A 19,608-nucleotide genomic window follows, 5' to 3' on the forward strand; every position below is an offset into this window, starting at 1 on the left:
ATCGCGCTGGAACTGATTGTGGGCGCCATCTCTGGACCTACGGATCGCCAGCACTACTCAGGCCCGTTGGGGCCGTGCCGCTGGCAAGACAGCTCGGGCTGCACTGTGTTAGGTTGAAAATCAAGAACAAGTGGAGATTTGGGTTCGCAATCACGGCATTGGGGGACGGCGGCATGCTACTAGCGCGGATTTCCAAGGAACTTGAGACTGCCGGGCCGAATTGCATCATCATAGGGCCTCATCAGGCCGAATACGAACAGCTGCGTAAGGTATGGAACGGCATGGTGGATCGGCGACCAGCCGCGATTGTCCGCACCGGAACGGTCGCCCACGTCGCAAAGGTCGTTCAGCTTGCGGCCGAATACGGCGCTCTGCCGGCAGTGCGGTGCGGTGGCCATAGCATCCCCGGCTTGTCGACCGGTGATGACGGAATCGTCCTCGATCTGTCAGCAATGAACCGTGTCGTCTTTGACCCTGTATCGCGTATAGCGGAAGTCGAGGGTGGTGCACTGCTTAGACATCTGGATGTGGCCGGTGCCGCTGCCGGACTTGTAACTCCTGCCGGAGTCATTTCGCACACAGGAATTGCGGGGCTCACGCTGGGTGGCGGCATGGGATGGTTGAGCCGGCGCTTTGGCCTGACGATCGACAATCTGCTGGGCGTGGACCTCATCACGGCCGAAGGCCGCGCATTGCATGCGAGCGCCGACATTGAGCCCGAACTGTTCTGGGGCATTCGCGGGGGCGGCGGCAATTTCGGGGTGGTAACGAAATTTCGCTTCAGGATGCAGCCACTGGGACCGGTCCTGGTCGGCCGCTGGAAGTATCCGCGTCCGGCATTCGGCGCGGTTCTGAGGGGCTATCGCGATCTTGCGGCCGAAGCACCGCGTGAACTGACGACTGCCCTCACGATAACGTCAACAGCCATCGCCGTGAGCGCGTTTTGGTCCGGATCGTCGGGAAACGCCTTCGCTGCGATTCAACCGTATGGATCATTGGCACGGCCCGATGCCATCATGGTCGGCGGCCAGACATTTCTCGAATTGCAAAGCCGCAATGACGCCCACTTTGCGTGGGGCCGACGCTACTACGCCAAGGGCGGATTCCTCGGTGACATTGACGATCGCGTCATCAACTGCCTGCTGGATTCAATCGCGACCGCGCCGACGCCGGACTCGGAATTCTATGTGCTGCAACTCGGCGGAGCGGTAAGCGATGTCGAGGAAGCCGCCACTGCCTATTCGGGGCGGGCTGCGAAATTCTACTGGGTTGCCGAGCCGGTTTGGGACAACCCGATGGACGATTCCCGTTGCATCGCTTGGGGGCGTTCGGCAGGTGGCCGCATGGCGGCGATATCTCAGGCCGGCAATTATCTGAATGAGCAGGCGGATACCGGCAAGGAGGTCTCGTATCACGCCTACGGCGCAGAAAAATACAACCGACTTTCAGCGCTTAAAGCACGCTTCGATCCCTCAAATCTTTTCCGGCTAAACCAGAATATTGAACCGGACCCTTCACTCGCTGCGGCTCGGTAAGTCCCGCCTCGCGCCAGGCCTCCATCGTCGTTTCGTGGAAAGGCAGAATCTGGTCAAGTCACGGCGCTGGACCTTGAAGGTTGATCCTCCGGCGCCCTTTCGGCCTATCTCCAAATGGTCACCGATGACCGTCTTGGCCCTAGCCTCCTCACCTACTTTGTAGCTGCGCCCGCCATATGATCAGCCACAATGTCGGCACGAGCGGCCCATCGGCCAATTGCCGGCTTTAAGGAACTTCCGATGGCTACCAGGCCTCCTTGTTGACGACAGGCAAATTTCGAGAGATCACTGGATTTGATCGTCGCAAGTCGGAGGCTATAGTGTCCGAGGATCATTCCGGGCGGATCGGCGCGATACACCGCGAACTGCACAGCCATCTTCCGTCCGCGCCAGAACTGCGGGTGAAGGCGCTGGAAAGTCTTTTGGTCGAAAAGGGGCTGCTCGACCCAAATACCGTTGATGCGTGGATTGAGGTCTACACCGAGCAGATCGGTCCGAAACGCGGTGCCGAGGTGGTGGCTCGCGCCTGGACCGATCCGGCTTTCCGCGACAGGCTGTTCGCCGACGGCACCGCAGGGATCACCGAGCTCGGCTTCGAAGGTTGGGCCGGCGGTCACCTTCGGGTCGTCCCAAACACGCCGGCGGTGCACAACCTCGTCGTCTGCACGCTCTGCTCCTGCTACCCGCACGCCGTCCTCGGCATCCCTCCCAACTGGTACAAGACCGCTGCCTACCGTTCGCGCGCCGTTCGCGATCCACGCGGTGTCATCGCAGAGTTCGGAGACGCCATTCCCGACGACGTGGAGGTTCGTGTCTGGGACTCGACCGCAGAGGTCCGATATCTCGTGCTACCCGAGCGGCCTGCCGGCACCGAAGACTGGGACGTGGCACGCCTCGCACGCCTCGTCACGCGCAACTCCATGATCGGCACGGAACGAGACCTCGGGCGACTCGTCGGGAGAGGATGATGGACGGCATCCACGACCTCGGCGGGCGTCAGGGCTACGGCCCGATCGACGTCAACGAACCGCCTGAACCTTTTCACGCCCCCTGGGAAGCGCGGCTGTTCGGCATCACCCGTGCCTTCACGCGGCCTGCGATGTTCAGCATCGACCTATTCCGGCATGTTCGCGAATGTATCGATCCCGCCGAGTATCTGACCCGCGGCTACTACGACCAGTGGTTGCTCGCCTACGCGGTGTTGATGGTCGACGCCGAGGCGGTCACTGTCGAGGAGCTCGCGACCGGCAAGTCGGCCAAGGCCATTCCGAACATGCCGCCGCCAATGACACCGGCAAAGGTAGCGACGCTGACGAAGGCGATGAGCCGCTTTGATCGCGAGTCGGACACAGGCCCGACATTCGCTCCCGGCGACAAAGTTAAGACGATTCCTTTCGGATCCAGCGGACATACTAGGTTGCCCCAGTACGCGCGTGGCCGCGAGGGCCAGATCGAGTCATTTCGCGGCGTCCACACCCTTCCTGACACCAACATGGCCGGCGACGGACCTGCCCAGCCACTTTACACGGTGTCGTTTCTTGCTGCCGACCTGTGGCTGGGGGCAGCGGGCCGCAAGGACCACGTCTATCTTGATCTTTGGGAGAGCTATCTTGAGCGAGCCTGAAGCCGCATTGCTACCACGCGAACCCAAACCCGGTTCTACGGTGTTCGCCGTGCCGTGGCATGCCGAGGCGCTCGGCATTGCCAATGCGCTAATTCAAAGCGGCATGTATTCTCAAGTCGAATGGGCAAATGCGCTCGCCGCCGAAATTCGCCGCTTTGCCGTAGCGGCAGAACCGGACACGGAGGAGACCTATTATCAGGCTGTGCTTGCAGCTCTGGAGCGCTTGGTGGGCGAGAAGTCGCCGGAGACTGGCGGATCGCTTGTCACCCGCGTGGAAGCTTGGCGGCGGGCGTACCTCAACACGCCGCACGGTCAGCCCGTAACTCTCGCTGCGGCCACTGGTCCAGCTGCCGATCACTGACCCAACGACCAAGAATACCACCACTACGCTCGCTAGTCAGGCGGTCTGAGTCCTCTCGCGCGAGGCAGGCGTTACCCACGCCACCTTGAAGCCCCGGCCGTCTGCTATTGGCGCGCTAGCGGCCGGATTGTCGCCGCGTGAAACCGTGGAATTTCGGGCTTCTGCGTCGGGCGCTAGGTCGACCGAAGGCTAACAGAAACTGTCAGATGACGGCATAGTGCCCTCTTTGTACTTTCTGCTCTGACCCCCGATAGCCCCGCAGCGCCCATAGGCTCGGCCGCCCCTGAGGGGATGCGCTTCTCCACGGCAATCCTCGCGATCATGCGGTGGGCTGGATCAGCTAGTGGAATAGATGACCACTGACCCGACGCCGAAGATCAGCCGGCCCCGGACCGTCGCGGCGGGATTATGTCGGGACTAGTGCGTGCTGCTTGTTAGAAGTTTGCGCGGCTGATATCGCCACCAAGAGCGTAGCGGCCCCCAATCACAAACTGCTCGGCACTCACGGCGATGTGCTTGGCCGCCGCGCGAACGTCGCGTTCGCGCCTCTCGAAGGGCTGGGACTCGGCAAGGGCGCGGGCTCCGATCAGATCGTTCACCCGCAGTACGACGCTCACTGCGACTTCAGCGGCGTGAGAACAGGCAAGCCGGTAGTTGATCCGAGCCGCAACCAGATCAGAGCCCCCGCTTTCGACGGTCGAGCACAATGATGACATGGCTGACCGCATGTAGGCGCCAGCCGCCCTGCACTGCGAAAGGCAGCGCCCGATTTCTGCGTGAGCCAGGTCGCGTTCTGCGACGGGGACGGTCATTCCCTGACGACGGTGGCCAGAACCTAACGAGATGAGCGCGTCGATTGCCCCCCTCGCGATCCCGAGCGGCACCGTGGCAACGGTCCAGACAAAGGCGGAAACGCCCGGAAGGCGATAGACGACACCTGCGTGGGTGGGATTTGGCTGAAAGTCGCAAACGAATTCGGCTGGCAGGAACGCGTTGTTTGCCTCGAAGTCCCAGCTTCCAGTGCCCTTCATCCCTGAAACATGCCAGTTGTCGATCAGGGTGACAGACCCACGGGGCAGGAACGCTAGAACGATCTGCCCGCTGCCTTCGTTCACCTCGCAAAGCGGGGCGAAGGTCGTGGCGTGTGGCGCGCCGCTGGCAAAAGGCCACCGGCCTGTGATGCGGTATCCTGCCTCAGCCCGGACCGCCTTGCCAATCGCGCCTGTGCTTGAGGCAACGAATGCTGACGGTTTGCCGAACACCTTCTGTGCGGCGTCCAACGGCAGATAGCCGCCAGCACGCGAAATGCCGCCTCCGTTTCCGACCAGCCAGCCGATTGTTCCATCAAATGCGGCGGCATGCTCAACCACGGTCATGAAGTCGAGGGGCGAAAGCTCGCATCCGCCCAGTCGAGCCGGCAGCAGAAGGCGGAAGAACCCCGCTTCGCTCAAGCTATCAAAAACGTCGTCCGATAGCCTTCGATCCGCGTCAAAGCGCTCGGATTGCTCTGCCAGCAAGGGGCGGATCTGTTCGAACCTTCCGATCATGGTTGCAGCAGTCGATGCCGATTGTCCGTCCAGCATGATGATCACCTTTCAGAATGCCGGAATGATCGGACTCGATGAGATGTGGGGCAACATCAAAGAATTTGGGGCAACGTGAGTACAATTCATCTAGAATTCGACGCATGCACCGCCTTCCGCCTCTTCGAGAGCTTCAGGCCTTCGAATCCGCGGCCCGCCTTCTGAGCTTCAGGAAGGCGGCCGAGGAACTGTCTGTCACACCTACAGCCGTCAGCCACCAGATACGGCTACTGGAACGCTATTGCGGCCAGTCCCTTTTTCAGCGCCAGCCGAGGCCGTTGCAGCTCACCACTGCGGGCGCACAGCTACTGCCGGTTGTTCGGGACGCCTTTCTGTCGATCTCGGACGAGCTTGCCCGCCTTACCCCTGGCAACCGTATCGGCCATCTTCGGGTGACGGCAACCAGCGCCTTCGCCGCGCGCTGGCTGCTGCCGCGCTTGGAAAGCTGGCGAGCGGAAGCGCCGGTATCGACGCTCGAGCTTGTGGGAACGGATACGGTACTCAACCTTCGCACGGGCGAAGTTGACGTTGCGATCCGTTATGCGCGGCAATCCCCGACAGACGGAGTCGCGGTGGAGCTACTTCGCGATACCTTCTACGTCGTTGCGGCGCCGTCGATTCTTCAGGGAGGCGTCCGCATGATCGAGCCTCAGGCGATCCTCGACCTGCCACGGGTCGAGGTCGGCTGGCCCCTGACCGACGTAGGTGCGCCCACCTGGCGTAACTGGGAGACTGCGGCCCGAGCGGCGGGCCACCGAATTAGCGGCACCGTCCGGCCACCGCAACTGAAATTCCACGAAGAGCACCACGGGATCGAAGCGATAGTGGCCGGACAGGGTCTTGGGCTGTGTAGTGACGTGCTCGTTGCACGGGAGCTTCGCGATGGTCGTCTTCTGCGAGTCAGCGATATCGTTCTGCCCGGCTACGGCTTCTATTTTGTCTATCGGGCAGGGCACCCGAGGCGCGGGGCCCTGGAAGCCCTGCTTCGCTGGATGCAGCGACAAGCCTCCGCGTGAAGCCGATTGTCAAAGATGCGCGTGCGCCGGCTCCCATGACCTCAATTGATACTTCGCGCCGACCCTGATTGGCAGGAATGCCGTAGCTGTGCTGCGGCAAGTCGGTCCCAGTGAATGATCGGTTTAGGTAGCGACGGCGTATCGTCCTAGGGCAGGTTGCGTCTGCAAAGCTGCTCATACGCAAACCGTCCCGCGCGAGCCCCTTTGAGGGTTCGAAGTGCCCTGACAACTAGATTGCCGGTCGAAGTGTCGGCTTTCTGGCACTCTGTGGCGAAGGAGGACCGTCAGCTCTCGGCCCCGTACCAGACTCAAGCCAGGCTCTCGGAGATACCGACGACGGGCTCGATCGAAGAACGGCTGTTGGTTGCGTCAGTTGTGGTCCAGTCGACGGGCAAGGCGGACGCCGGGTCCCCCTCCATTCTGTGAAATGAATTCGATCCCGGCCGCCTCGAAGGCCGCACGAATAGCCTGAAGCGTTTTGGGTTTGAGACGATCGCCTTGTTCTAGCCGGGTAATTGTTTGCGTTGCGACGCGTGCTACTTCAGCTAGTTCGCGTATGCCCCAACCAAGCGCCGCCCGAGCCATCCTGCACTGGACTGGGTATATTTCATCACTGAGTGATGATTTTTGTTGCTCACCCACGCCTCTACCTGTAGTCTCTAACTGAGCAAAAAACGGCCGGAAGAGGTGCTGGAACACCAATTCCGACCTGACCACAACCCAAGCTTCAGGGAGCTCGGATCATGGCTGATTCTGAGATTAACACGACTCTGCCATTCGTCACCCGCAGGAGGGCACTTGGAGGAACGGCAATTGCAATTGTGGGATGGCAGGGAAACGCCGTTGCCAGCATCGATCTTGAAAAGGACCAAACCGCTGATCCGGCAGTGATGGCAGGGCGCAAATGGAAGGCAGCCCAGGAAGAGACTGTGCGGCTGTGCCGTCAGCAGCAGCGCCTGGAGCGGAACCTTGTCGAGGCCATTGGCTTCCCTTGTGCGACCGTCCGGCTGCGAGACGGTAGATGCGTAACTCTGCATTCACTCAAGGCTCTTCACGAAGTGCTTGATCTCGATCCGGAAGGCACAGCGACGCGCGCGAAGGCTGAGGCCGATTTCGCAGCCCATCAAATGCGATGGGATAAGGGCGACAGGGAAATTGGCTACTCGGCGACGTTGCGGGCAGAACGAGACGCGGCCGACCGGGCGGAGGACCTTCTTGAGGCATTGTCCAAAACCCCCGCGGCTTCCCTTGTCGGTGTGGTGGCTAAGCTTGATGCGGCGCTTAGAGAAGGGCGGTCCTCGGAAGACGATGCCGAGTTTCCCTGGCCACAGATACGTTCGGCCCTCGATGATGTTATCCGCATCGGCCAAGGGCTTGTTCCTGAGCAGATGTTTCTAAACGAGATGCTCCAGCCGGCGCCTCTTCGACGACGGGAAGGGGACAGCTTGCATGCCAGGACCGAAGCGGATGGAGGCGCAGCATGAAAAAGCTGATCGACCGTTCGCCGATCATCGTTGAAGATGCTTCCATTCGCCGCGAGATAGCAGAAACCGACGCGAGGTTTGGCGAATGGTCCGTTATTGAAGTCGCCAACGCGGCAAAAGCGCTGTGGGCGATTTGGCTGTAACAGCGATTGCTTGGGGCGCTCTGGCGGCGAATTGCGACGGCGACATGCCGGAATACCGCTTCTGGTTTCAGGTCTTTGATTGTCTTCGAGTGGATTCTCCGGAATCCGAGTTGGAAGGCATGGTGGCCCCGATCAACGGGCGTTCCTTAAACTGAGCGCGACCATTGCCTCTCTTGGCTTAGCTGGGGAGACAAAACCGCACGGCGCAAGTCATTGCACGCTATGCCCCTACGACATGAACTTCGTGCTTTTCTTTGCCATCCAGAGGCATCTGATAGCGGGTCGATCCAGCATTGGGAGCGGCGCGATGGCAGAAGAAACCCGGACTGGGCCACAGGTGCTAGTTCCGGCCAACGACAACGGCGACCTCGTCAATCGCGAGGGTTGCTCCGAACTTGCCGCGGCGGCCAGGCTGGATCGGGTCGTGCTGGATATCGCCCAGCTGATCGGCCGGCAACTGGCGCGGGAAGCATTCGAGGCGGGGGTGGTGGCCAACGACAATCGGCCGGTCCTCCGAGAGGGAGAGGGAGAGGGAGAGGGCAGGGGGCCGGAGGGCAACCCCCCTCGGAATAAGAAAGAGGATCTGCCGCCATGACCCGTGTCGCACTCTATGCCCGCTATTCTTCCGACAACCAACGCGAAGCCTCCATCGACGACCAACTGCGACTTTGCCGAGAACACTCACTTAAAGAGAGATGGACTGTCGTTGGGACCTATGCCGATGCCGCCATCTCTGGTGCAAGCATCGTCCGTCGACCAGACATTCAGCGGCTCCTGAGTGATGCTCAAAGCGGGCAATTCGAGATCGTTCTTGCCGAGGCGCTTGATCGCCTCTCACGTGACCAGGAGGACGTGGCTAGTCTCTTCAAGCGGCTGCGCTTCGCAGGTGTCAGCCTCGTCACGCTCTCAGAGGGTGCAGTCGACGAACTGCATGTTGGCCTCAAGGGAACGATGAACGCGCTATTCCTGCGTGATCTTGCGGTTAAAATCAGGCGCGGTCAAAGCGGACGCATATTGAATGGCTATGCGGCTGGCGGCCTTTCCTATGGCTATCGCGTGGTCAAAAAGCTCAACGAACACGGCGAACCGATCCGCGGTCTGCGCGAGATCGACGAGGATCAAGCCCAAGTCGTGCGCAGAATCTTTCAGGAGTTCGCGGGTGGTCGATCTGCGCGTGCGATAGCTGCTGACCTCAACAACGAAGGTATCCCATCGCCCTTTGGTGGCGCTTGGGGCGCCTCGACGATCAACGGCAATCTCAAGCGAAGAAGCGGCTTCCTTTACAACGAAATCTATATCGGTCTGCTCGTTTTCAATCGTATCAAGATGGTCAAAGATCCAGAAACCGGCAGGCGCATCTCGCGGCTGAACCCGCCCGAAACGTGGCAGGTCAGGGAGGTGTCGCATTTACGCATTGTGGATGATGCGCTATGGGAAGCAGCCCAAGCTCGTAAGAAGCTATATGGAGGTGCGAAACTCCACCATCGCCGACGGCCGAAACATATGTTCTCAGGGCTCGTGCGGTGCGGTTGCTGTGGCGCCTCTTATACCGTGAAGAATCAGGACCAACTGGCCTGTGCCGCGCATCGTGAGAAAGGTACCTGTACCAACAGCAGAACGATCCGTGTTGGTGACCTCGAAAAGCGTGTGCTTGCTGGCGTCCAGCGGAGATTGCTGGCGCCAGATGCTATTGCGGGCTTCCTTGCAGAATATCACGCGGAGCAAAAGCGGCTGAATGCCATGAACCGCCAACGGAATAGGGAAGCTGAGAAGCGGCTCATCGACATCGACAGGCAGATCGCCAATATCGTTAGTGCCATTGCCGACGGTGTCTCGACGGCCAGCATGAGATCGAAGCTGCTGGACCTCGAGAGCGAGAAGGAAAGTCTAGCGCGAGAGCTTCAAGCCATGGCGGCCGCTGAAAGCATTGTGGAGTTTCACCCGGCCGCGGTCGAGGCTTATCGCCGGAAAGTGTCAGAACTCCAGCAGGCGCTGCAATCCGACGAACGCGAGCGTCACGAGGCAGCGAGGATCGTCCGCTCGCTAGTTGCAAAGATCGAAATCATTCCGACCGAGGGCAGGGGGCAGATTGAGCTCAAGGTCCACGGTGCGTTGGCGGAGCTCCTTAACCTAGCAAACCGCAAGCCAGAAGAGGCGCCTAACGCTGTATTGATGGTAGCGGGAGAGGGACTTGAACCCCCGACCCCAGGATTATGATTCCCGTGCTCTAACCAACTGAGCTACCCCGCCAGGGTGGCAAATGGCCCGGAAAACCGTCCTGAATGGACGGGCGTCGCGAGGCGTTCGCCGAGGTCGCGCGGATATAAGGTTGGGAGGGTGAGCCTGTCAAGCTCGGATGAGGCCGACATGCCGGCATAATCCAGCCCGTATATTCTCATCCCAGAAAAGCTTTGCCGGACAGACACTCAGGCCATGACCCGGGGTTGAGTTCGGCGGGGCACGTCGCTATGTCTCGGCCATGAAATTCTAGAGTTTGAACGAATGAAGCCGCGCATCGCCGTCCTTGGTTGCGGATACTGGGGCAGCAACCATATCCGCACCCTCAAGGCGCTTGGCGCGCTGCATGCCGTTTCCGACGTCAACCGCGCTCGCGCCGAAGGTTTCGCCAGCGAGCAGGATTGCCTGGCGATCGAGCCGGACAGACTGTTCGAGCGAAACGATATCGACGCCATCGTCATGGCGCTGCCGCCGCAATTCCATGCCGACACCGCCGTGCGGGCCGTCGAAAGCGGCAAGGACGTGCTGGTGGAGAAGCCGATCGCGCTGACCGTCGCCGATGCCGAGCGCGCGGTGAAGGCGGCCAAGGACAATGGTCGCGTCTTCATGGTCGGCCATGTGCTGCGCTTCCATCCAGCCTTCGAGACGCTGAAGGGGCTGATCGACAATGGCGAGCTCGGCGAGGTGCGCTATATCCATTCGCACCGGCTCGGCCTCGGCAAGTTCCACACCGAGAACGACGCGCTCTGGGACCTTGCGCCGCACGACCTGTCGATGATCCTGGCCATCACCGGCACCGAGCCGATCGAGGTGAGGGGCGAGGGAGCGGCGCTGCTCGACAATCTCAGCGACTTCGCGCATCTGCATATGCGTTTCCCGAACGGCCTGCGAAGCCATCTCTTCGCCTCGCGCCTCAATCCCTATCGCGAGCGGCGCCTGACGGTCGTCGGCACCAAGGCTATGGCGGTGTTCGACGACGTCGAGCCTTGGGAGCGCAAGCTTGCCGTCTACCGCCACGCGGTCTGGCAGGACAGCGGCCAATGGGCGTTCACGGCCAACGAGCCCTCCTACGTACCGGTCGGCGAGGGCATGCCGCTGACGCGAGAGCTTGCCCATTTCATGCAATGCATCGAGACACGCGCCGAGCCGCGCACCGACGGCGAGGAGGCGATCCGGGTGCTGCGCATCCTGACCGCCGGCACGGTGATCCATATGGGCGCGTCCGACTGAGCGGACTCGTCAGCTGACAGATACGATGATTATTCGGCTGGGATCTGCGCCGGTCTGGCGGCTAGCCTGGACAGCATGGCCTCGGCCTCGGCTCCACGCTCGGAACGCTCGATGAAACCGCCGCCGAACACCCGCGCCTCGTTGCCGTCGTCGGAATAGAGCACACAGGCCTGCCCGGGTGCGATGCCGGACTCGCCGTCGGCCAGCTCGACCGAAGTCACGCCGTTGCGATGATGCAGCACGGCTGGACGCGGCGGCCTGGTCGAGCGGACTTTTGCGAAAAGCTCGATTCCGCCGGCCGGAACGTCCGACAGCGGCCGGTCGCCCAGCCAGTTCATGGCGCGCAGATAGATCTTGTGCGTCTCCAGCGCCTCGCGCGGGCCGACGATGACGCGCGCCCGGTCGGCATCGAGATGGACGACATAGAGCGGCTCGCCGGAGGCGATGCCGATGCCGCGGCGCTGTCCGATCGTGTAACGCAGGATGCCTTCGTGGCGGCCGAGCACGCGGCCATCGATATGGACGATGTCGCCGGGGTTGGCGGCCGCGGGCTTCAGCTTGGCGATGATGTCGGAATATTTGCCCTGCGGCACGAAGCAGATGTCCTGGCTGTCCTGCTTGGCGGCGACGGTCAACCCCATCTCCTCGGCAATGGCGCGGACCTGCGGCTTGGAAAGACCACCGAGCGGGAAGCGCAGATAATCGATCTGCGCCTGCGTCGTGGCGAACAGGAAGTAGCTCTGGTCGCGGTCGGCGTCGACCGGCCGGTAGAGCGCGCGGTGCATGCCATTGGCGCGCGAACGAATATAATGGCCGGTGGCCAAGGCGTCGGCGCCGAGATCCTGCGCGGTCGCGAGCAGATCGGCGAACTTCACCGTCTGATTGCAGGAAACGCAGGGGATCGGCGTCTCGCCGGCGACGTAGCTCTCGGCAAAGGGATCGATGACCGCCTTGCGGAAGCGCTCCTCATAGTCGAGCACATAGTGCGGAATGCCGAGCGTTTCGGAAACGCGGCGGGCGTCGTCTATGTCCTGGCCGGCGCAGCACGAACCGGCGCGATGGGTGGCCGCGCCGTGGTCGTAGAGCTGCAGCGTCACGCCGACGACGTCATAGCCTTCGCGCTTCAGAATGCCGGCGACCACAGACGAATCGACACCGCCCGACATCGCGACGACGACGCGGGTTTCTTCGGGGCGGCCGGGAAGATCGAGGCTGTTCATGGTGCTTTCACTGTGCGGCGCTCAATGCCAATGGCCGGAATATAGGTCAAGCGCCACGCGTGCGCCAGCTTGCGGTCCAAGGCGGGTTTATGGGCAAAATCAGGGCCTGGACGCCGGTGTTTCAAATTCTAAACGATATCCTAACCGGGCGTTCACGATCCTTACCTAGTGATTAGGGTTCGCTTAGGCAATTTTTAAAGCTGTGGCGGTACTGTGGCGGGGATTGGGTCTTTGAGTTTTTAGTAGAGAGTACGATGACCGATCTGGTTAGACCTAGAGTCAAGTATGTTATTGGGCCCGACGGCAGCCCTCTTACGATCGCCGATCTGCCCCCGACGAATACGCGGCGCTGGGTTATCCGGCGCAAGGCGGAAGTGGTCGCAGCCGTGCGCGGCGGCCTGCTCAGCCTTGAAGAAGCCTGCCAGCGCTACAAGCTCACCACCGAAGAATTTCTCTCCTGGCAGGCGTCGATCGACGAATATGGCCTTGCCGGGCTGCGCACCACCCGCATCCAGCAGTACCGGCACTAGGCTGGACAAGCATAAAACGAAAAGGGCGCGGCGTTCCGCGCCCTTTTCGCTTCTGTCTTTTCGCTTCTGTGAAACCTCAGACCGTCAGCACAACCTTGCCGATCGGCCGCGTGGCCAAAAAAGCATGGGCTGCTCCCGCCTGTTCGAGCGGGAAGGTCTTCGCCACATGGGCCGAGAGCTTGCTTGCATCCACCAGCCTGGCAAGCTCGACCAGGCCATCGCGGTCGGGCACCACGGACATGCGCTCGACGCGGATACCGCGCGCGCTGGCCTTCGCCCTGGTGGCATCGTGAACGTTGAGCAGCGAGACCAGAACGCCGCCGTCACGCAGGACTTCCAGCGATTGGTCGGCGTGGTCGCCGCCGATCGGATCCAGCACCAGATCGACATTGCCGGCCTTCCGCGTGAAATCGTCCCTGGTGTAGTCGATCACCTCGTCGGCGCCGAGCGCGCGGGCGAAATCCGTTTTGTCTGGGCTCGTGGTGGCGATGACATAGGCGCCGCGCGCCTTGGCGATCTGCACCGCCAGATGGCCGACGCCACCGGCGCCGGCATGGATCAGCGCGCGTTGTCCCGCCTGCAGGTCGCCATGGCGGACGAGACCTTGCCAGGCCGTCAGGCCGGCGAGCGGCAGCGCCGCGGCGTGCGCATGGTCGATGGCGGCAGGCTTGGCGGCAATCTCGTCCACCGGCGCCGTTGCAAGCTCGGCATAGGCTCCGGCCTGTTTGGGGAAGTGGGGCATGCCGAACACATCGTCGCCGACTTTGAACTCGGTCACGCCGGCGCCGAGCGCCGCGACGGTCCCTGAAATGTCCCAGCCGAGAATGAAAGGCGGCTCGCCGAGCAGCGGGTAGAAACCGCCGCGAACGGCGCCGTCGACTGGATTGATACCCGCCGCCTTGACGCGGACGAGCACTTCACCGGGTTTGGGCGAGGGGTCGGGCTGCTCGGCGACGAAAAGGACGTCGGGTCCGCCGACAGCATTCTGGATAACGGCACGCATGGAAGCCTCCTGCTCGATGGGTATGCCGCTATCATTTGGATAGTGATATTCTGTTGTCTAGTATGTACCTTTTCTATATATAGGCACCTTATGGATAGTGAAGACGACTCCCCACTCGGCTACGATGCGTTCCGGCGCACCTGCCCGTCGCACACCGTGCTCGAGATGCTGGCCAGCAAATGGGTTTATCTTACCGTCTGCGCATTGCGGCGCGGCCGGCTGCGCAATGGCGAGCTGGCGCGCAAGATGGAAGGCATCACGCCCAAAATGCTGACGCAGACGCTGCGCGTGCTGGAGCGCGACGGTCTTGTGCGGCGTGAGGTGTTTCCCGTCATTCCGCCGCGCGTGGAGTATGAGCTTACGGAGCTTGGCCAGAACCTGGCGGGGCTGCTCAGCCAAATCCGATCCTGGGCCGAAGAGCATGCGCCGGAAATCAAAGAAGCCCGCGGCCGGGCATCGGCTGATCATGATGAGATGGCCGCGTCCTGAAGCAGGCGGCGAGGCCGATTCGACCGGTTGGCGGTGCTGAAGCTGCGGGCCGGCTGCCTCGGCTCGACATGTCTCCCGCAATGACTGCAAATATGCCGGCGATCAGCCGATCATGGCGCTGCGGCCGCTCGTTTCGGCGTCGCGGATCTTGGTGTCGCGCGATTCCAGCATCTCCGCCTTGGAAAGCTCCGCTTCAGCTTCGCCAAGTAATGATTCGGCGGTGCTTCGCTGCTGGGCGAGGTCGCTTTGTGAATTTCTAAGGTTGTCGCGGCGAAGGCGGGCCGCCTTGGCGAAGGTCGGATAGGCGAAATGGTTGATGTCAGTGATGCCGGCTTTCTTCTCCTCGGCGATGATCTGCGCCTCCAGCTCGACGGCCATGCGTTCGAACTCGGCTATCATCATGTCCAGCTGCAAGAGCTGCCGCCGCTTCTCATTCACCTGAAATTGTTTCAGCCGAACGAGGTTTTCACGTGACTTCATGACTCGAAACTCCGCAAACGCACACCTGCAATACCGTCCAGTCCGCCCGGAACGACCCAAGCGCTGCCCGTTTCCCCCGGCTTTCCCTGGGCTATAGGAAACAAAGCCCTAAAGATTTTTGCCGGCGGTAACCATTCGTTTACGGGCATTGTTAATCATACGGGCGAGGACTTAAGGCCGGGTAAAAATTCCGGCTTCGGCGAAAGCCCGGGCCAGCGAGTCTCTGGAGTCACTTAGGCTGACTTTTTGATGTGGTGCATTAGCGGTTTGCGTCTGTGATTCATTATTAGATTCAAGTGGGTGTAGAAAGGGGTTAAAAAATCTGGTATCGTGGACGACACGAAATTAGGATTTGTTAACCAGTCGGTGGCACCTTCTGTTCAGGCAATCACTGCTCCGGGTCCCGGACGGGTCGTGACACGGCCCGGCAGCAGAAAAGGGGAATGAAATGCGTGTTCTGCTGATTGAAGATGACAGTGCAACCGCACAGAGCATCGAATTGATGCTGAAATCGGAGAGCTTCAACGTCTATACGACCGATCTCGGCGAAGAAGGTGTCGACCTCGGCAAGCTCTACGATTACGACATCATCCTTCTGGATCTCAATCTCCCCGACATGTCGGGTTATGAAGTCCTGCGCACGCTGCGCCTCTCCAAGGTCAAGACACCGATTCTGATCCTGTCCGGCATGGCCGGCATCGAGGACAAGGTGCGCGGCCTCGGCTTTGGTGCCGACGATTATATGACCAAGCCCTTTCACAAGGACGAACTGGTGGCGCGCATCCACGCCATCGTGCGCCGCTCCAAGGGCCACGCCCAGTCGGTCATCACCACGGGCGACCTGGTGGTCAATCTCGACGCGAAGACGGTCGAAGTCGGTGGGCAGCGCGTGCACCTGACCGGCAAGGAATATCAGATGCTGGAGCTGCTCTCGCTGCGCAAGGGCACCACGCTCACCAAGGAAATGTTCCTCAACCATCTTTACGGTGGCATGGACGAGCCGGAGCTGAAGATCATCGACGTCTTCATCTGCAAGCTGCGCAAGAAGCTGGACGCGGCGTCCGGCGGCCAGAACTACATCGAGACAGTGTGGGGCCGCGGCTATGTGCTGCGCGAGCCGGAAGATATCCGCGTCAGCGCCTGAGCGATCAAAGCGCCTTGAGACAGAGAACCCGGCTCAAGCCGGGTTTTTTGTTTGGAATCGGTCCCTGCGAATCAGGCGGCTATCTTCAGGAAGCGGAAGCTCTCGAGCAGTTGCGCACGGTTGAAGGGCTTCAGCAGATAGCCCTGGGCGCCGGCTCGCTTGGCGCGCATGATGGCCGCGGCATCGACCTCGATCAGCGAGACCAGGATCTGCGGCTTGATAGGAGCTTCTATAGCGCGGATGCGGCGAATAAGGTCCACGGCCGGGACGTCGGCCAGCCCGCCGTCGATGACGATGACATCCGGCATGTCGTCGGCGCAGATTTCGGTTGCCTCGATCCCGGTCGACGCCTCGACGACAATCATGTCCGAGCCGCCAAGAATACGTTTTGCGACCTTCCTGATGACGCTCGAATCATCGACGAACAGGCAGCGCTTCATGTCCGGGTCCTCTTTGCCATCTGCCGAACCGGCAACCTCCGGGTAACAGGGCAGCACCATAGGCCAATCTGGTAAAGAAGCCGAAAAGCCGTTAGGTAAAGTTTTTCCAAAGAGGCGTTTCATGCCCTCCCGAACCCTGGCCCGGCTGTCGCAACGGATGCAAACATTGGCGCGCCTGCACCGCGGGCGCAAGCATCATGGATAAGCGATGCTGTAGCGTTTCTTGATATTATTCAGCCCTGAGCACGATCTCGTCGGCGGTCGCGTGGATCGAGATCGTCATGTTGGCCTCGCGCGCCAGGAGCAGCGTATAGTAAGGCTGGACCGAATGGGCGTCGATCGGCTCCTCGGGCTTATGGCCGGAATGCAGTTCGAGGAATTTCGGCGGCACACGCAGCATCGGACCACTGGCCGACAGCGAAAAGCGCGGTTCGGTTTCGAGATTCTCCAGCGTGATCACCAGCTTGCCGCCGCGCGGGATCGCCGCATGGGCGACAAGAATGAGGTTGAGCAGCAGCTTGACCTTGTTCTTGGGCAGCAGCGCGCGCGAGCCGTTCCATACCAGTTCCGGTTTTTCATTCTTCAAGAAGGCGATGGCCACGGCCTCGGCATCACCGGTGTCGATCATCATGCCGGCGGAACCCGCGGCGCCAAAAGCGATGCGGGCAAACTGCAGCCGTGCCGAGGCGTTTTTGGCGCTCTGGCGAATGAGCTTCATGGCGTCTTCGTCGGCGCCGCCTTCATCGAGCAGTTCCAGGCCGTTGTTGATTGCGCCGACCGGCGAAATGATGTCGTGGCAGACGCGGCTGCAAAGCAGCGCCGCAAGATCGGGCGCGGAAAGCGTGAAGAGCTCGGCCATCGGTGAAATCCCTGCTTAAGTCACTTGTTCATGGCCGAGCAACCGTTCTCGCGCCCGCCCACACGAATCACGCGCCTTTCCAAGGCCTTCTGAATACACAGCGCCTGAGCGCGCAGCAACAAATCCAAAATTGCCGAGGGTGAAAATGGCGCGTTTACAGGGGGAAAACCGGTGGTGGGGGCTAAAGCTCAGCCTTCGAACCGCCATCTTCGTGTGGAAGCTTAATGGTTGAAAAAGGATTACGGCATAGTTTGCCCGTGATAGCCACCCTGAACGGCCGCCAAGAGCCGCAAGGGTGCGAGGCGTCGGCGAAAGTGCTCCCTGACGGAGATTGGAAGCATGTTTTCCCGATACTACGACCGGACATTCGTCCGTGTCCTCACCATGACCATCACACTCCTGGGGGCTTTGGTCCTTTCGACCGCGGCATCGCGGGCTCAACAGTACACAGCGCAGGAAATCATCGATTCCGGTCATAAATTCTTCGGCGAGACATCCGGTGGCTTGGCCACCGTCGTCGAGAAGATATTCGCGTCCTACGGCCTGCCGAACGGCTACCTGCTGGGCGAGGAGGGATCCGGGGCCCTCATCGGCGGCCTGACCTATGGCGAGGGGACGCTCTACACCAAGAACGCCGGCGACCATAAGGTGTTCTGGCAAGGGCCGTCGCTCGGCTGGGACTTCGGCGGCGAGGGCTCTCGGGTGATGATGCTGGTCTATAATCTCGACGACATCAGCAGCCTCTACAACCGCTTCGGCGGCGTGGCCGGGTCCGCTTATGTCATAGCCGGCGTGGGCTTCAACGTGCTGCAGAGCAACCGCGTGCTGATCGTGCCGATCCGCACCGGCGTCGGCGCCCGCCTCGGAGTCAATCTCGGCTATCTGAAGCTCACCGAAAGACCGACCTGGAACCCGTTCTGATCGGGCTCTGCCCGTTACAATCGCTCGGACTGTGCTGATCACGCCGTGGCAAGCTCTTGCCGCGGCGTTGAATTTCCGCCATGCCAAGGTGGCACAATCCAGCGATTGCCGCTCCGTAAAGTGGATAGCTCGCCTTGGTCCAGTCGGTCCTGTTCTTCGCACTCGGTTTCCTTTGCGCCGTTTTTCTGGTGTCGCTGATCGCGCCGGCGGTCTGGCGGCGGGCCGTCGTGCTGACGCGCAGACGCCTTGAGGCGTCGCTGCCGCTGACGCCTGCCGAGATCCAGGCGGACAAGGACCGGGTCCGGGCGGAATATGCAATGACGACGCGCCGGCTGGAGATAACCGTCAAGAACCTGCAGGAGAAGGTGGCCGAGCAGGTGGTGGAGATCGCTCGCGGGCACGAGGCCTTGAAGGGGCTCGCGGTCGAAAAGAACGACAAGAATCAGGCGCTCTCCGATCTGCAGGCCAAAAATGCGGAGCTCAGGCAGCGCGAGGAGGAGTTGCACCGCATTTCTGAAAAGCACGCGCAGGCCGAGCGAGCGTTGGAGAAGCGCGCGCTGGAGCTGCAAAAGCTCGAGCAGATGTATGATGACGCCAGTTTCTCGTCCTCGAACCGCCAGATCGAGCTGGTTGCCCGCGAATCGGAACTGGAAAAACTCGCCAGCGACATCGCGTTGCTCAAAGGCCAGCGCAAGGAAGCGGACCGGCGCAACCAGGAGATCGCGTCGGAAAGCAAGGCCGCGCGCGAAGCGCTGAAGGTCGAAAAGAAGAAAACGGCCGAGCTCGAGAAGAAGGTGGAGCGGCTGCTCGCCACGCTTGCAGACCGTGAGGAGAAGCTCGACCGGCGCGACAAGGAGCTCGCTCGAATGCGCGAACGGTCAAAGGAGGCCGCCGTAAACGGCGTGGCGCAGCTTTCTGCAGGCGCCGATACGAAAAGTGACGATGTCGACAAGGCAATCGCCAGGCTGGAGGGCGACCGTGAACGACTGGAGGCGAGGCTGACGGCGCTGGCGCGCGAAAACAAGCGGCTGAAAACCGACCTTGCCGCCTCTGGAGCAGCGAAATCCGAATCGGCGGGAGATCCGCGCTCCGGCGTCGGCCTTCGCGAGCAAATGAACGAACTGGCGGCCGAGGTCGTCAACCTGACGATGAAACTCGACGGGCCGGATTCCCCCATCGCCAAGGCCCTGGCGAGTGACGGGCAGCAAAACGGGCACGGCATCAGCCTTGCCGACCGCGTGAGGGCTTTGCAGAAGGCCGGCTCGTCCAACTGAGGAAGACGATCGCGGGGTGCTCCCGGATCGTTCC

General features: G+C 61.2%; 22 protein-coding genes and 1 tRNA gene. 15 read left to right on the plus strand and 8 right to left on the minus strand.

The genetic code is table 11. From position 1 onward, the window contains the following. Positions 1-113 precede the first annotated feature (113 nt). From DPM35_RS07705 to DPM35_RS07720, 4 genes are all read left to right on the plus strand, one after another. Positions 114-1,535: an FAD-binding oxidoreductase gene (locus DPM35_RS07705; protein WP_245431469.1), complete on the plus strand. Its 1,422-nt coding sequence runs from the start codon at positions 114-116 to the stop codon at positions 1,533-1,535. Between the two features lie 320 nt (positions 1,536-1,855). Beyond that, positions 1,856-2,503: a nitrile hydratase subunit alpha gene (gene nthA, locus DPM35_RS07710; protein WP_245431470.1), complete on the plus strand. Its 648-nt coding sequence runs from the start codon at positions 1,856-1,858 to the stop codon at positions 2,501-2,503. Beyond that, a complete protein-coding gene (nthB, locus tag DPM35_RS07715) occupies positions 2,500-3,159 on the plus strand; it encodes a nitrile hydratase subunit beta (RefSeq protein ID WP_112126692.1) in 660 nt (219 codons plus the stop codon). Before nthA ends, nthB begins: the two co-directional genes overlap by 4 nt. Further along, complete coding sequence (locus DPM35_RS07720) at positions 3,146-3,520, plus strand: nitrile hydratase accessory protein (RefSeq protein WP_181591960.1); 375 nt, start codon at positions 3,146-3,148, stop codon at positions 3,518-3,520. Before nthB ends, DPM35_RS07720 begins: the two co-directional genes overlap by 14 nt. A gap of 434 nt (positions 3,521-3,954) precedes the next feature. Here DPM35_RS07720 and DPM35_RS07725 read toward each other — a convergent pair whose 3' ends face one another. After that, on the minus strand, positions 3,955-5,103 hold the full coding sequence (locus tag DPM35_RS07725) for an acyl-CoA dehydrogenase family protein (RefSeq protein ID WP_112126694.1): 1,149 nt from the start codon (positions 5,101-5,103) through the stop codon (positions 3,955-3,957). 104 nt (positions 5,104-5,207) lie between these two features. Here DPM35_RS07725 and DPM35_RS07730 point away from each other — a divergent pair, with 104 nt between their 5' ends. After that, a complete protein-coding gene (locus tag DPM35_RS07730; RefSeq protein ID WP_112126695.1) occupies positions 5,208-6,119 on the plus strand; it encodes a LysR substrate-binding domain-containing protein in 912 nt (303 codons plus the stop codon). Positions 6,120-6,488: 369 nt separating this feature from the next. Here the strand turns inward: DPM35_RS07730 and DPM35_RS07735 are convergent, their stop codons facing one another. Continuing rightward, positions 6,489-6,704: a helix-turn-helix domain-containing protein gene (locus DPM35_RS07735; protein WP_198419714.1), complete on the minus strand. Its 216-nt coding sequence runs from the start codon at positions 6,702-6,704 to the stop codon at positions 6,489-6,491. Positions 6,705-6,862: 158 nt separating this feature from the next. Here DPM35_RS07735 and DPM35_RS07740 point away from each other — a divergent pair, with 158 nt between their 5' ends. From DPM35_RS07740 to DPM35_RS07750, 4 genes are all read left to right on the plus strand, one after another. After that, entirely contained in the window at positions 6,863-7,603 is a 741-nt protein-coding gene (locus DPM35_RS07740; protein WP_181591961.1) for a hypothetical protein, read from the plus strand. Then, entirely contained in the window at positions 7,600-7,746 is a 147-nt protein-coding gene (locus DPM35_RS32370; RefSeq protein WP_181591962.1) for a hypothetical protein, read from the plus strand. The genes DPM35_RS07740 and DPM35_RS32370 overlap by 4 nt, the downstream gene beginning before the upstream one ends. Positions 7,747-8,053: 307 nt before the next feature. Continuing rightward, positions 8,054-8,341 (plus strand): hypothetical protein, encoded by a 288-nt coding sequence (locus DPM35_RS07745; RefSeq protein WP_146767927.1) that lies wholly within the window; start codon positions 8,054-8,056, stop codon positions 8,339-8,341. Beyond that, on the plus strand, positions 8,338-9,963 hold the full coding sequence (locus DPM35_RS07750) for a recombinase family protein (protein ID WP_112127100.1): 1,626 nt from the start codon (positions 8,338-8,340) through the stop codon (positions 9,961-9,963). The genes DPM35_RS07745 and DPM35_RS07750 overlap by 4 nt, the downstream gene beginning before the upstream one ends. On the opposite strand, the gene DPM35_RS07755 is transcribed toward DPM35_RS07750, so the two are convergent. Further along, positions 9,920-9,996 (minus strand) — tRNA-Met (locus tag DPM35_RS07755). The two genes, DPM35_RS07750 and DPM35_RS07755, sit on opposite strands and share 44 nt — an antisense overlap. A gap of 252 nt (positions 9,997-10,248) precedes the next feature. Here DPM35_RS07755 and DPM35_RS07760 point away from each other — a divergent pair. Further along, positions 10,249-11,214 (plus strand): Gfo/Idh/MocA family protein, encoded by a 966-nt coding sequence (locus DPM35_RS07760; RefSeq protein ID WP_112126697.1) that lies wholly within the window; start codon positions 10,249-10,251, stop codon positions 11,212-11,214. Positions 11,215-11,243: 29 nt separating this feature from the next. Here the strand turns inward: DPM35_RS07760 and mnmA are convergent, their stop codons facing one another. Then, positions 11,244-12,434, minus strand: coding sequence for a tRNA 2-thiouridine(34) synthase MnmA (mnmA, locus tag DPM35_RS07765; RefSeq protein WP_112126698.1), 1,191 nt, complete (start codon positions 12,432-12,434; stop codon positions 11,244-11,246). A 254-nt stretch (positions 12,435-12,688) separates the two neighbouring features. On the opposite strand from mnmA, the gene sciP reads away from it, so the two are divergent. Further along, a complete protein-coding gene (sciP, locus tag DPM35_RS07770; RefSeq protein WP_006203587.1) occupies positions 12,689-12,964 on the plus strand; it encodes a CtrA inhibitor SciP in 276 nt (91 codons plus the stop codon). Positions 12,965-13,040: 76 nt separating this feature from the next. On the opposite strand, the gene DPM35_RS07775 is transcribed toward sciP, so the two are convergent. Next, positions 13,041-13,967 (minus strand): NADP-dependent oxidoreductase, encoded by a 927-nt coding sequence (locus DPM35_RS07775; protein WP_112126699.1) that lies wholly within the window; start codon positions 13,965-13,967, stop codon positions 13,041-13,043. 90 nt (positions 13,968-14,057) lie between these two features. On the opposite strand from DPM35_RS07775, the gene DPM35_RS07780 reads away from it, so the two are divergent. Next, positions 14,058-14,456 carry a winged helix-turn-helix transcriptional regulator gene (locus tag DPM35_RS07780; RefSeq protein WP_112126700.1) on the plus strand — a complete coding sequence of 133 codons (399 nt, stop codon included), beginning with the start codon at positions 14,058-14,060 and terminating at the stop codon, positions 14,454-14,456. A 102-nt stretch (positions 14,457-14,558) separates the two neighbouring features. Here DPM35_RS07780 and DPM35_RS07785 read toward each other — a convergent pair whose 3' ends face one another. Beyond that, entirely contained in the window at positions 14,559-14,936 is a 378-nt protein-coding gene (locus DPM35_RS07785) for a flagellar export protein FliJ (RefSeq protein WP_112126701.1), read from the minus strand. A gap of 448 nt (positions 14,937-15,384) precedes the next feature. On the opposite strand from DPM35_RS07785, the gene ctrA reads away from it, so the two are divergent. Then, positions 15,385-16,080, plus strand: a complete 696-nt coding sequence (ctrA, locus tag DPM35_RS07790; protein WP_006203583.1) for a response regulator transcription factor CtrA — start codon at positions 15,385-15,387, stop codon at positions 16,078-16,080. Positions 16,081-16,151: 71 nt separating this feature from the next. On the opposite strand, the gene DPM35_RS07795 is transcribed toward ctrA, so the two are convergent. Both DPM35_RS07795 and chpT read right to left on the minus strand, forming a co-directional pair. Next, on the minus strand, positions 16,152-16,520 hold the full coding sequence (locus DPM35_RS07795; RefSeq protein WP_112127101.1) for a response regulator: 369 nt from the start codon (positions 16,518-16,520) through the stop codon (positions 16,152-16,154). 229 nt (positions 16,521-16,749) lie between these two features. Further along, the gene (gene chpT, locus DPM35_RS07800; protein WP_095817211.1) at positions 16,750-17,379 is read right to left on the minus strand and encodes a histidine phosphotransferase ChpT; all 630 of its coding nucleotides are present in this window, start codon (positions 17,377-17,379) and stop codon (positions 16,750-16,752) included. A 384-nt stretch (positions 17,380-17,763) separates the two neighbouring features. Here chpT and DPM35_RS07805 point away from each other — a divergent pair, with 384 nt between their 5' ends. Both DPM35_RS07805 and DPM35_RS07810 read left to right on the plus strand, forming a co-directional pair. Then, the gene (locus DPM35_RS07805) at positions 17,764-18,300 is read left to right on the plus strand and encodes a DUF1134 domain-containing protein (protein ID WP_245431486.1); all 537 of its coding nucleotides are present in this window, start codon (positions 17,764-17,766) and stop codon (positions 18,298-18,300) included. A gap of 134 nt (positions 18,301-18,434) precedes the next feature. After that, positions 18,435-19,574 carry a coiled-coil domain-containing protein gene (locus tag DPM35_RS07810; protein WP_112126703.1) on the plus strand — a complete coding sequence of 380 codons (1,140 nt, stop codon included), beginning with the start codon at positions 18,435-18,437 and terminating at the stop codon, positions 19,572-19,574. Positions 19,575-19,608 lie beyond the last annotated feature (34 nt).

Origin of the sequence: Mesorhizobium atlanticum (genome assembly GCF_003289965.1) — a bacterium.
GTDB lineage: Bacteria > Pseudomonadota > Alphaproteobacteria > Rhizobiales > Rhizobiaceae > Mesorhizobium > Mesorhizobium atlanticum.

Excerpts from the sequence above, each read along its gene's own strand:
- DPM35_RS32370 (WP_181591962.1), top strand. The coding sequence starts at position 7,600 with ATGAAAAAGCTGATCGACCGTTCGCCGATCATCGTTGAAGATGCTTCC.
- DPM35_RS07760 (WP_112126697.1), top strand. The coding sequence starts at position 10,249 with ATGAAGCCGCGCATCGCCGTCCTTGGTTGCGGATACTGGGGCAGCAAC.
- DPM35_RS07740 (WP_181591961.1), top strand. The coding sequence starts at position 6,863 with ATGGCTGATTCTGAGATTAACACGACTCTGCCATTCGTCACCCGCAGG.
- DPM35_RS07795 (WP_112127101.1), bottom strand. The coding sequence starts at position 16,520 with ATGAAGCGCTGCCTGTTCGTCGATGATTCGAGCGTCATCAGGAAGGTC.
- DPM35_RS07735 (WP_198419714.1), bottom strand. The coding sequence starts at position 6,704 with ATGGCTCGGGCGGCGCTTGGTTGGGGCATACGCGAACTAGCTGAAGTA.
- DPM35_RS07785 (WP_112126701.1), bottom strand. The coding sequence starts at position 14,936 with ATGAAGTCACGTGAAAACCTCGTTCGGCTGAAACAATTTCAGGTGAAT.
- chpT (WP_095817211.1), bottom strand. The coding sequence starts at position 17,379 with ATGGCCGAGCTCTTCACGCTTTCCGCGCCCGATCTTGCGGCGCTGCTT.
- DPM35_RS07775 (WP_112126699.1), bottom strand. The coding sequence starts at position 13,967 with ATGCGTGCCGTTATCCAGAATGCTGTCGGCGGACCCGACGTCCTTTTC.
- mnmA (WP_112126698.1), bottom strand. The coding sequence starts at position 12,434 with ATGAACAGCCTCGATCTTCCCGGCCGCCCCGAAGAAACCCGCGTCGTC.
- DPM35_RS07745 (WP_146767927.1), top strand. The coding sequence starts at position 8,054 with ATGGCAGAAGAAACCCGGACTGGGCCACAGGTGCTAGTTCCGGCCAAC.
- DPM35_RS07805 (WP_245431486.1), top strand. The coding sequence starts at position 17,764 with ATGACCATCACACTCCTGGGGGCTTTGGTCCTTTCGACCGCGGCATCG.
- DPM35_RS07725 (WP_112126694.1), bottom strand. The coding sequence starts at position 5,103 with ATGCTGGACGGACAATCGGCATCGACTGCTGCAACCATGATCGGAAGG.
- sciP (WP_006203587.1), top strand. The coding sequence starts at position 12,689 with ATGACCGATCTGGTTAGACCTAGAGTCAAGTATGTTATTGGGCCCGAC.
- ctrA (WP_006203583.1), top strand. The coding sequence starts at position 15,385 with ATGCGTGTTCTGCTGATTGAAGATGACAGTGCAACCGCACAGAGCATC.
- DPM35_RS07730 (WP_112126695.1), top strand. The coding sequence starts at position 5,208 with ATGCACCGCCTTCCGCCTCTTCGAGAGCTTCAGGCCTTCGAATCCGCG.
- DPM35_RS07750 (WP_112127100.1), top strand. The coding sequence starts at position 8,338 with ATGACCCGTGTCGCACTCTATGCCCGCTATTCTTCCGACAACCAACGC.
- nthB (WP_112126692.1), top strand. The coding sequence starts at position 2,500 with ATGATGGACGGCATCCACGACCTCGGCGGGCGTCAGGGCTACGGCCCG.
- DPM35_RS07780 (WP_112126700.1), top strand. The coding sequence starts at position 14,058 with ATGGATAGTGAAGACGACTCCCCACTCGGCTACGATGCGTTCCGGCGC.